The sequence below is a fragment of the Alkalinema pantanalense CENA528 genome, assembly GCF_050753345.1.
GTDB lineage: Bacteria > Cyanobacteriota > Cyanobacteriia > Leptolyngbyales > Leptolyngbyaceae > Alkalinema > Alkalinema pantanalense.
In genome coordinates this window covers 1-10694 of record NZ_JBLZFX010000012.1, presented here as the reverse complement: position 1 = coordinate 10694, position 10694 = coordinate 1, and the positions used below count along the sequence as shown (strand labels likewise).

The window sequence follows — 10694 nt, the reverse complement described above, 5'->3', positions numbered from 1 at the left end:
TTCCTCACTAGGTTGACTTGACTGAAGTCTGATTTCCTGAAGCTTGTAACGGAATGCCTGCTAGTGCTTGCACCGAGGGCAACCTTTACTTATTAAGCCCCTTTACTTCCATTTTTGGCCAGAATTGATTGCTTCAATAGATGAAGTTGTTGGATTTCAGCTATTTTTGCGTTGAGTGCACGAGCTAGAGCTTCATTGTAGGAGAGCATTGCATCTGAACTTAAACCTAGCTTAATGGAAGATGCACAAGCCCCATAGCTAGTAATAGCTGAAATCAGAAAGGCAATTAGAGGAAGACTTAAGCCCATCAAGTCAAATTGCAGAATTCGTCCACCTAAGTGCTGCATAGCGATCCTTGCGGTTTCGATACCAGAACGTAGCTGACGCTCTGGGGTAAAATTCAAGGCATACACTTCGGGCATGTACTTTTCTAGAAAGAGAAGATCGTTGCCGAGCCCAATTCGCTTATTTTCGAAGTCTTGTCGTTTCCCTTGATAGCGAGACTCAACTGCTTGAGTGAGGCACTTAAGGTGAGTTCTGTAGGGACGTTTTTCGACAGGGAGGTCACAGGAGGGATCTGTACCGTAGCGTCCTTCAACTTCGATCTGATACTTATCCCAGTTTGGGTCTTGACGATTTTTCAATTTTTCGTCTAATTCAGCAATTTTTTTTGTTAAAGTTTCGATCTCTTTGTTAGTGCGCAGTTCTTCAATCTTGTGCGCTTGCTCTGCAACAAGATTTTTTGCATGAGTGGCTGCAATGCCATCACTGTTTAGAAAGATCTCTGTACCGAGAGGTGCACAAAGCGATCTCACAATACTAAGACCAATGAAAGCTGTGACTGCAACTTTAGCAAGCTTACGAGTTTTTGCAGTTTGCTTCGTAGCAAGGCTGGCGAAGTGATTGGTGATGGCTAGAAGACTAAAGTTCACGCCAAATCCTAGCAGAGTTTGAAAAGGACGAGGTAGACCTGCAACGAAAAGTTCCATCAGTGATTGGTTCGTTAGCAAATCAACAAAACTTGCCCAAAAAACAATAGAGGCTACTTTCGCTGCATTTTTCCGCAGTTCAGGAGACTTGTACCCCAATCCCATGAAATCTTCTGGATCAGGTACAAGATTAGCGATGAACCACAAATAACTGCTTATCAGCATTTCTTTAAATTGCATCCTAAATTTACCTTTTGTCGATTTCGTTGTGGATTTATTTTGAGTTGTTTTTCTAGTCATTCAGGAATCTCCTAATTTGATATAGAACGGTATTATTCATACTGTTCTGAATGAAGTTATGGTTCATCTACAGGCATAAAATAGATCGCTGCTCCCTCCTAAAAATATTAGTTATGAGAACAGCGATCGTGATTTGGAGAGTTCAGCTTAATCTTCTAGTTCAGAATGCAAGACAGCATCTTCTCGTAGACCTTCTGGCAAGCGAGCACGAATGAGATTACAAATGGGTCGATCGTTGGCATCAATGTAAGCGGCTTCGATTAGCTTGTGCTCATCGGTTTCTAGAAAGGCGAAGTACAGAGCATTAGGTAAAATGCCACCGTAGTTACCGTTACGTTTTGCTTGCAGCAGGGAAGCAACAACTCGATTGCCTTTGCCAGAGAAGTGGGCTTTCAAGCGTTTCCAGATGCTGCTACCAGAGCGACCGATGTACTGCGGATTGTAGGTTCGTCCGTTTTTAGTGGCAATGACGTAGATGCCCTTGCGGTTAGGGGCATGGTGCTCAACGGGACGCATATCAATCTCCCCTTTGTCGTTAAAGGGGCATTCGTAGTATTGACTCCAAGGCATAAATAGCTCCTGATATGTAAGTACAGCTTTTAGAACCTATCTAATCGGTTCTGCTTTCTTAACGGAGCGGCTTGGGAGTGTTATGTGTTTCTAGGGTAGTCCTTCGCATTTGAAGCCTGCCCAGTAGAAAGGTTCCTGGAACGGAAAGGTTAGCTGAGTTCGATAGGGAATAGATTGCTTGATCTCATCTAACTTTTGGATTAAGAGTGCATAGTTGTTGTACTGAGTTTGTAGCTGTTCTGCGACTTCGGAGTTGGATGGGATTTGCTCATAGTGAGTCTCAATTATTTGGCATTCCTGCTCAAGACGATCGCACTCGTCTTGGATAAAAGCTGCAATCTCTTGCTGATAAAGATCTGAAAATTCTTGGCCTGAAAGGGTGCGAAGCTTTTGTTGGGCTTTTTGCAAAGCGAGGGGGCGATTGTAGGCTGGGCGATCGCTGGTGGGAAGACGATATTCATGGTAGAACCGGGACAGGAGGGCAGTGGCTAGGTCATCGACAGCCCATTGGGAGGTGATGACGCTACGAGCGCCTGCACAGAGGAAACCTGTCCCTAAGGTGAGAATCTCTTCTGCTAAGTTTTCGGGCAGGGTCATTCCAGTTTCGCAGCAGGAAAGAAAAAGATCATTGAGATGAGGAAATCGCCAGCCTGGGGAAAGGAGTTGACCTAGGGTGAGGCGTTGGTGATTGCCTAGGATGAGGGCGGATTCGAGGGGATTATCGAGGCGGGAAGTAGCGTGGTGGGAGGAGACGATCGATTGAGTTTGTTCAAGCAGTTGGCGATATTGGTTGAGGGTTGCTCGTTGCGAGCCGCGTAGCCGACGATCGCTAGGAACGTTGAAAAGTTGGGCGATCCAGTTCCCTTCGAGGGTGGCACAGGGTAGGTCGTCGGTGGCATTTTCAACGGTGCCGTAGTGTGGCTGGGGGGGGAGTGGGTCGCGATCGTGGCAATATTGCAGGATTTGGCAGCTTGGGGCATAGCGAATAATGAAGCGATCGCCGAGTAGCTGGGTTTGGTTGTGGATGGGGAGGGCGGTGAAGGGGATGAGGTGAAGGTAGAGATGGGGAATGAGGATAAGTTCAGTTACGTCGGTGAGGTGTTGGGCTATGAGACGATCGAGTTCGAGTTTTTGGGAGAGTTGTTGGAGTTTGATAGGGATTTGTTCGCGCCAAGTGGAGCGCTGGAGTTTGCCTTGGGCGTAGGGTTGTATCCAGGTTTCTAGCAACCATGCTTGCAGGGTATCTCGACCTTGACCAGGGCAGGTGAAGTGTTCGACGGTGGTCTGCCGAAGAATGAAGATGTGGGTATCAGTAGCGGTGGTGTAGAGGCTGAGGAGGGCGGTGGTGGGGGTGGTGAGGAGTTTGGTTTGGAGGGTACTGATTTGGAGGGGTTGGACTTGTTGGAGGCCAGCGGAGACGGCATCGTGGCGGGTTAGTTCGTCGAGTATGGTGCGTTTTTGGAGTTCTAGTTCTTGGATTCTTTGTTGGCGATTTTCGGGGGATAGTGAGATGGGGACAATATCTCGCAGGAAAGTCCGCCCTTCGTTTTCATTCTGTTGATGGTAGAGATGGTTAAGTTCTTGTTGGGTTTCTTCTAGAGCTTTGAGTAGAGTTTGGACAATTTCAGGAATGTTGCCGTCTCGGTAGAGATCGGGCGCGCCCATGAGGTCGGTGAGACGCTTGGAGCGAGTGCGTTCTAGGGTTTGGAGGGCGAGATCTAGTTGATTGTTCTGAATGCAAGCGTGAATCATCTTTTCATAAATCGAAAATGATTCTTCAATGATTGCTTGACGACGCGTGACAGTAATCCCCCAATTACGAAGCTGCTCCGTGGCTTCGATGGCTAAATGATATCCTTGGATAGCCAGACTCCAAGAATCAAAGCGAAGAGCCATATCCCCCATATTTCCACCTGAGATACGGCAATGAAGAGGATGGCTTGATGGGGTATTGATTGTCAAAGCTGCTTGAAAGCATGATAATGCTTTTTTCCAATTATCATCATGAATACTAACTATGTTTTGGCTATGAATCAGACCTAAGGTATTTTGGGTTGCAGACCACTGTTCTGGGTAAATACTATAATTGAATACATCTAGAGCCTGATAGCAGTAAGAAACAATAAGGTTAGTATGTTGAGTTGATCTTATTGTTTCATTGTTCAAAACATATGCATTTGCCAAGTTACGTAGTGTACGTGCCCATGAAGTTGAAGAAAATTCATGTCCTTTTAATGCTAATTGACCAGATTGAATGGCTAACTCAAAGTTCTTTCTACCAACTGTAGCAGTAATTCCGTCAGTATAAGTCGCACATAGATTTTGTTGAATTAGTGCCCATTGTCTAGGAAAAAGCTCTTTAGTGAAGACTTGAAGTGCATTCTCAAAATACTGAATAGCTAGTTCAATATTATTAGCTCGATCCCCAAAAATGCGATCTCCATAAGCTACACCCAAGTTCAGTTGAACACAAGCCCAAGATTCTGTGCAAGACTCATAAACTCGAAGTACATTCTCAAAACACTGAATAGCTAGTTCAATATTATTAGCTCGATCCCCAAAAATGCGATCTCCATAAGCTACACCCAAGTTCAGTTGAACACAAGCCCAAGATTCTGTGCAAGACTCATAAACTCGAAGTACATTCTCAAAACACTGAATAGCTAGTTCAATATTATCTTTAGCATTCCTGTGCTTGGAATAGTAAATACTTGCTGTTGCTAAATTAAGCTGAGCTCCAGCCCATTCCATCGGAAAATCATGAAAATCAAAAAATTGCAAACTGTATTGTGACCACTTTATAGCCTCCTCTAGCATTTCCAGCCTTTGGTTATCAGCCAAGTAGAGATTTGCATAGCTCGCACCCAGATTTAGTATCAGGCTCCCCCAAAATTGCGAAAATTGAGTAGAGTCAAATTTTTCTAATGCCTGGAGATAGCACTGGATCTCACACTCTAAGTTTTCGATTCGATCACCCTCAATGCGTTCACTATAAGAGAATCCTAAACTGGAAAGGGTATCTGCCCACTTTTCTGGATCAGTCTCACGGGTTCTAATTTCTAAAGACTGCTGATAGTGAAAAATAGACCATTCTAAATTTTGAGCTTTCTCATTGTTAAGGCGCTTCCTATAAAGATATCCAAGAGCAGAATGTAACCAGGCCCATTCTCTGGGGAAGGCTTCGCGAGTTCTCACTGACAACGCTTGTAGACAACACTCGATTGCCTGTTCCAGATTTTCAGCACGGTCACCTAAGATTCGTTGACTATAAGATGTTCCTAAATAAAATATAGTATCTGCCCATCCTTCAGGGTCAGCATCACAAGTCCTGATTTGCAAAGACTGTTGATAATGGAAAATGGATGATTCCAGATTTTCAGCCTTGTCACCTTGAAGACGAGATCCGTAAGTAGATCCAAGAGCAGCATGTAGGGAAGCCCACTCTACAGGGAAAACTTCGTATGTTTTTACTTCTAGTGCTTGGAGATAACATTCAAGTGCTCGTTCTAAATTTGCAGCCTCATCGTCCTCAATTTGGTGTTTATACAAATCACCCAAAGTAGCTAGAATATCCGCCCATTTTTCTGGATCAGTCTCACGGGTTCTAATCTCTAAAGACTGCTGATAATGAAAAATGGATAATTCTAGATTTTCAGCCTTATCTCCCTCAATTCGATTTCGATAAGCATATCCAAGAGAAGCCTGTAACCAAGCCCAATCCGTAGGAAAAGTTTCACGAGTTTGTACTTCTAGTGCTTGGAGATAACATTCGATCGCCATTTCCAGATTCTCTGCACGATCGCCCTCAATGCGTTCACTATAAGAGAATCCTAAACTGGAAATAGTATCTGCCCACTTTTCTGGATCAGTCTCACGGGTTCTAACCTCTAAAGACTGCTGATAATGAAAGATGGATAATTCTAGATTTTTAGCCCTATCTCCCTCAATTCGATTTCGATAAGCATATCCAAGAGAAGCCTGTAACCAAGCCCAATCCGTAGGAAAAGTTTCACGAGTTTGTACTTCTAGTGCTTGGAGATAACATTCGATCGCCATTTCCAGATTCTCTGCACGATCGCCCTCAATGCGTTCACTATAAGACAATCCCAAATTGGAAATGGTAGCTGCCCACTTTTCTGGATTAGTCTCACGGGTTCTAACCTCTAAAGACTGCTGATAGTGAAAAATGGATAATTCTAGATTTTCAGCCTTATCTCCCTCAATTCGATTTTGGTAAGCTAATCCCAAATTATATTGCAGCCTTGCCCACGTCTCTGAATAATTTGCTTCTGTATAGAATGAAAGCGCTTGAGTATAGGCTTCAATAGCCCGTTCTAGATTCTCTGCACAATCGCCCTCTGTAGCATCATGAAACCATAGCCCTAAGGATTCCTGAGCACTAGCCCACTGCTCATAAAATTTACCATACCCAATAACCCTAGCTGCTGACTCATAACACTTAATTGCCTGCTCCAGATTTTCCCGGCTGCTACCTGCAAAACGGTTTTTATAGGCATTACCCAAATTCTGTTGCGTCAATGCCCAGTCTTGTGGACAAGCTTCATAGGTTCGTACCTCCAATGCCTGATAATATAGCCGGATTGCAACCTCAGTATTCTCTTGTTGATTGCCAATGAGTCGATTACGATAAGCAGCTCCTAGATTGCTCAACGTACTTGCCCAATCAAAGGGTTGGTTCTCACGACTTCTCACTTCAAGCGCTCTATTGTAGCAAGCAATCGCCTGCTCCATATTGTCTGCCCGATCGCCCACAATTCGATCAAAGTAAACACAGCCTAGATTGTGCTGAACCAGTGCCCACCCTTCTGGATACTGCTCCTTGGTGTAAACATCGAAAACATGATTGAAAATCGCGATCGCCTGCTCTAAATTCTCAGATCGATCGCCTGCTAAACGGCTGCGATACAAATTGCCCAAACAAATCTGGGTACCCGCCCAATTAATTGGATCTGTTGATACGTTATAGACCTCTAGGGCTCGATTGAAATAACCGATCGCAATCTCATAATTCTCCTGTAGATCTTCAGAGGGGCGATCGCGGCAGACCGAGCCAAGAGCAAACATTGTCCAGCCCCAATTGACTGGATCTTTTTCCGGTGTGAAGACCCGTAAGGCTTTTTGATAGGCTGAAATCGCTACTTCCAGATCATCTAAAGTCTTGGAAGATAAACGTTGGTAAGCACAACCCAAATTAATCTGAACCAGTGCCCACTTATCAGGAAATGCTTCATAGGTGAAAACTGCCAATGCTTGCTGGTAGGATGCATCTGCTAACTTTAGGTTATCAGATCGATTACCCACCCCGCGATCGCGATAGACATTTCCCAACTGAAATGCTGCCTCTGCAAATTCTTCAGGATTTTTCTCCTGGCTATAAACACCCAAAGCCTGTTGATAGGCTATAATCGCCATTTCTAGATTCGTGCTGCGATCTCCAAAAGTTTGCTTCTGGTAACCATCTCCCAAATCCTTTTGAAGCTTGGCCCACTGCAACGGAAAAGTAGAGCGAGTGTAAATCTTAAGTTGCTCCTGGTAACTCGTAATCCAATCTTCCATTCAAAAACCTACCTTTGCCAGATCCAGCTAAAAAGTATTCAGCCACTCACACACAGATTATTCAGCTAACTGCTTATATATTTCTGTTAACACTCTACGTAATTTCGCCCTACTATCCTCATTCAGAGATCGTAGATTTCCCGTCACCAATTCAGAATCAGATGTGCTCACATCCTCAGCCCTCCACTCTTCCTGAATCGCAGACTCCGCAGCCCATACTCGTTTCAAAGTACCCTTCGTTCGATAAATCCGTTCTAGTAGTGCCACAACAGCCAATCGATCCTCCTCAGGCCAAGGCTCCTCCAGCCCTTGCTCTCGAAACACAACAGGCATAACCTGATTCAACCGCCCCAGCCGCTCCAATTGCTCATTTAACTGCTCAATCGGCACTAATTGCGATCTCTGCAAAGCAGGTATCATCTCACCATGATCCGGCTCTGGCAGATATCCCAGCACCCATCCCCAGCAATCATCCGCACACAGCTCGATCGCCACATATCCAATGCGATCTAACTGCGCTTCTTCCGGCAACGGGCAAAATTCTGCACCTACTTCAAAAACTCGACACTCCAAACGACCTAGCTCAGAAACCATAAGATCTGCTACATCCCCCAACTGACGTAAAATCGGATTCCAGCATTCACTTGCCTCTAAATCAACCACATACCCATGAAACGCAAGATAACTCCGTAATACTAAAACTGCTAATGTATTTCTCCGAACTTGTTGCGCTTTCTCAGAGTTAGGCTGCTCCGCTGAATAAGTATTCGCTAAATGCCGTGCCTGACTCGCGATCGGAATTGGAACTGCATTTTCAATATCACTTGGCTCATTAGGAACAACAATTTCAGCTAATTCTTCTGCCGTTGGCAGCCACTCTTCTGAATAGTCTGAGTTCGTAGCCATAGGGTTACCTCAATTCAACATGATTACGTCAGTTATTCATCGTTATCAATCATTTTCATTGCCAGTTCAGCATATTTCTCCTGCAGAGGATGACATTTAGTCGGGAAAAATCCATCACGCTTATTGACTAGGCGATCATAAGGCACTTGCAGCTGCTTAGAAATTTTTTTGAAGCTCATACCTTCCGCCCGCAAAAGCAAGACAGCTTGAGCCGTCATTTGAGGATACTTACGACTTGATGTTTTAGCTAGTTCTCCATCGGTATCCTTGTGCAAGAGCTCCCTGTAGGTTTCCAGCAAGCTCTTCGTTGCCGGTGTTTCCTCCGCACCTGACGATAGATCAGAGGGATCTCTTCCTGCAGCCTCTTTCCTAGCGATCGCTTGTTCCGCCCTTGTAATATCGATCAATCTACTTCGTAAAACCGTCAAAAAATAGGGCAAGGCCCCAACTCCACAGTCTAGGTAGGACTTCCTCTGCCGTCCTTCATCTTTTGAGATAGACTCGCATAGATTATTCCTCAGATCTAGCAACGCAGCATGAAGGGCATCTGTGTAATCATGCTGCGATAAGGTAGAGAACTTGGTTCTGAAAGCGAAGCAGACTTTGCTCTTGTATAAGCCGGTGATCAGTTGATTAATATAACGAGTACGATCTTTCAACTGTCTATGACAGATATACTTAATAGAGCTAGCAAGCCAATCCTTCCAGTTGTCATCCTCTGGTAATTTTGGAAGGTAATTACCTTGAGTCATATCACACCTCAACCACTTCGCTGAAACCTACAATATTCTCAGTATTCCCCAAAAATCCTCATTTTCTGCGCCACTTCAGGCTTTTTAAAGCTGATCCCATAGGGTAATCTGGCTCCAGTAAAGTTACACCCTGTTACACTAGCGTCAAGATTAGCTCCATACAAGTCAACACACTCGAAATTTGCATCATTTAAAATTGCGTTGCGTATTTGGGTTCCTGCAAGATCGGCCCAATACAAATCAGCTTTTGTGAAATCTACACCATCTAGCTGCGCTTCGTAAAAACAAGCTCGACTCAGGTTTGTACCCACAAAAATAGCATTACAAAGTACGCTTCTACTAAAATCGAGTCCACTTAAATTCATTCTACTGAAGTTAGCTCCAGACAGATCAGCCCCAGCTAAATTCACACTATGACGGTGCAGATCTTTGACTGCTTGAAAACAAGATCCTCGACAATCAAGGTTGCGTAGAGTCACGCCTGAAAAATCAACTCCCTCAAAACGACAATCCCGAAAATCAGTTTCCCCTTTTTTATACAAGTGATGAAACTGAGCATTGTCAATCACTGTTAGTTCCTTTTTAGGAACTGGCTGGACTATTTCTCTTAATCCATGCTCCTGCCCATTATTCAATAGCCATGTGCGAAGTTTTTGCCTAATTCCCATGATTAATTCCTTTTTGCTCTTCAAGTTGCTTGATATTGTCTAAGTCGTAATGATGTACAATATCAGACGGCAAGCGATCTCGTAGGTGTCCTTGCAAAAGTCTTATCACGCGATTAATAAAACTATGTAGTTCGTTGATATAGCGATACAAGCGCCTTGAATTCTGTGGCCAATCTTCCCGGCTTCCAAACATGAGGTTAGGAACTTGCTCCATTAAATACTTATTGATATAACGAATACTATCAATGAAAAACTCTAGGGTTTCTTCTGTTCGCTCCCTACCCTGCTGTAATTTAGGCTGTAATTGAGCATATCGATTCGTAAGCTCAATCAATTGTTCACAATCAGCATGTAAATGTTCTGTCTTCTCCCACAAATCTTTTGTATCTCTAATAAAATCCATAGAGATATTATTTTGATTCTCCATAGGTAACCAAAATTGTAAATCACCAATATGGGCTAGGGCCTCAAACAAGACAATCAGATGATGCTGTAATCTTTGTTGAAGTAAATTCAACTGCTGACAGATATTTACTACTTGCTCAGGGGGCAACTGATTGGAGTGCAAAAACAGTGTAACAAACTCCTCAATTTCTGGAGACTGCTCAATTTCCTCCTGGGATAAGTACCGGAAAACCTTATCCGTACATATCACCTTTTCAAGCTGCAGATTAGGAGTACTCCAATCTAAGTCAGATGACTGATCTAAACTATCATTTCGAAAAGCTGCCATCACAAGACTTCCACTCAACTTTAATGATATGACGTTCGAGCTAAAGGAGATTATGTGTTTTCTAAGCCATAACGCTCTCGACACTAGCTGCCACGCAGGTTCTCATTTGCAAGTCAGTTTATCCCTCTTCAGTCACTCTAAGCAGAGGAATTTAGAATAGAGAGAGTAGAGTTTAGAGAGCCTAGCAACTGATGTCCGCCTCCAGAGAAGCTCGACCAACGATTCGCTTTGTCGATGAGTATTGCCAACTCTATGGAGA

7 protein-coding genes are annotated in these 10694 nt (G+C 43.9%); all 7 read right to left on the bottom strand.

Annotated features, from left to right (window positions below; translation table 11 throughout):
* Positions 1 to 92 precede the first annotated feature (92 nt).
* The gene (locus ACN4EG_RS06120; RefSeq protein WP_431628397.1) at positions 93 to 1229 is read right to left on the bottom strand and encodes a hypothetical protein; all 1137 of its coding nucleotides are present in this window, start codon (positions 1227 to 1229) and stop codon (positions 93 to 95) included.
* A 147-nt stretch (positions 1230 to 1376) separates the two neighbouring features.
* Positions 1377 to 1799 carry a GIY-YIG nuclease family protein gene (locus tag ACN4EG_RS06115; protein WP_431628395.1) on the bottom strand — a complete coding sequence of 141 codons (423 nt, stop codon included), beginning with the start codon at positions 1797 to 1799 and terminating at the stop codon, positions 1377 to 1379.
* Positions 1800 to 1889: 90 nt separating this feature from the next.
* Positions 1890 to 7376: a CHAT domain-containing protein gene (locus tag ACN4EG_RS06110; RefSeq protein WP_431628394.1), complete on the bottom strand. Its 5487-nt coding sequence runs from the start codon at positions 7374 to 7376 to the stop codon at positions 1890 to 1892.
* A gap of 57 nt (positions 7377 to 7433) precedes the next feature.
* Positions 7434 to 8282, bottom strand: coding sequence for a DUF1822 family protein (locus tag ACN4EG_RS06105; RefSeq protein WP_431628393.1), 849 nt, complete (start codon positions 8280 to 8282; stop codon positions 7434 to 7436).
* Between the two features lie 32 nt (positions 8283 to 8314).
* Positions 8315 to 9034 carry a hypothetical protein gene (locus tag ACN4EG_RS06100; protein WP_431628391.1) on the bottom strand — a complete coding sequence of 240 codons (720 nt, stop codon included), beginning with the start codon at positions 9032 to 9034 and terminating at the stop codon, positions 8315 to 8317.
* Between the two features lie 38 nt (positions 9035 to 9072).
* On the bottom strand, positions 9073 to 9702 hold the full coding sequence (locus tag ACN4EG_RS06095) for a pentapeptide repeat-containing protein (RefSeq protein ID WP_431628390.1): 630 nt from the start codon (positions 9700 to 9702) through the stop codon (positions 9073 to 9075).
* Positions 9692 to 10435 (bottom strand): hypothetical protein, encoded by a 744-nt coding sequence (locus ACN4EG_RS06090; protein WP_431628389.1) that lies wholly within the window; start codon positions 10433 to 10435, stop codon positions 9692 to 9694. Before ACN4EG_RS06090 ends, ACN4EG_RS06095 begins: the two co-directional genes overlap by 11 nt.
* Positions 10436 to 10694 lie beyond the last annotated feature (259 nt).

Bases quoted from the DNA above. Each gene is read 5' to 3' on its own strand.
- ACN4EG_RS06095 (WP_431628390.1), bottom strand. From the start codon at position 9,702: ATGGGAATTAGGCAAAAACTTCGCACATGGCTATTGAATAATGGGCAG.
- ACN4EG_RS06105 (WP_431628393.1), bottom strand. From the start codon at position 8,282: ATGGCTACGAACTCAGACTATTCAGAAGAGTGGCTGCCAACGGCAGAA.
- ACN4EG_RS06120 (WP_431628397.1), bottom strand. From the start codon at position 1,229: ATGACTAGAAAAACAACTCAAAATAAATCCACAACGAAATCGACAAAA.
- ACN4EG_RS06110 (WP_431628394.1), bottom strand. From the start codon at position 7,376: ATGGAAGATTGGATTACGAGTTACCAGGAGCAACTTAAGATTTACACT.
- ACN4EG_RS06115 (WP_431628395.1), bottom strand. From the start codon at position 1,799: ATGCCTTGGAGTCAATACTACGAATGCCCCTTTAACGACAAAGGGGAG.
- ACN4EG_RS06090 (WP_431628389.1), bottom strand. From the start codon at position 10,435: ATGGCAGCTTTTCGAAATGATAGTTTAGATCAGTCATCTGACTTAGAT.
- ACN4EG_RS06100 (WP_431628391.1), bottom strand. From the start codon at position 9,034: ATGACTCAAGGTAATTACCTTCCAAAATTACCAGAGGATGACAACTGG.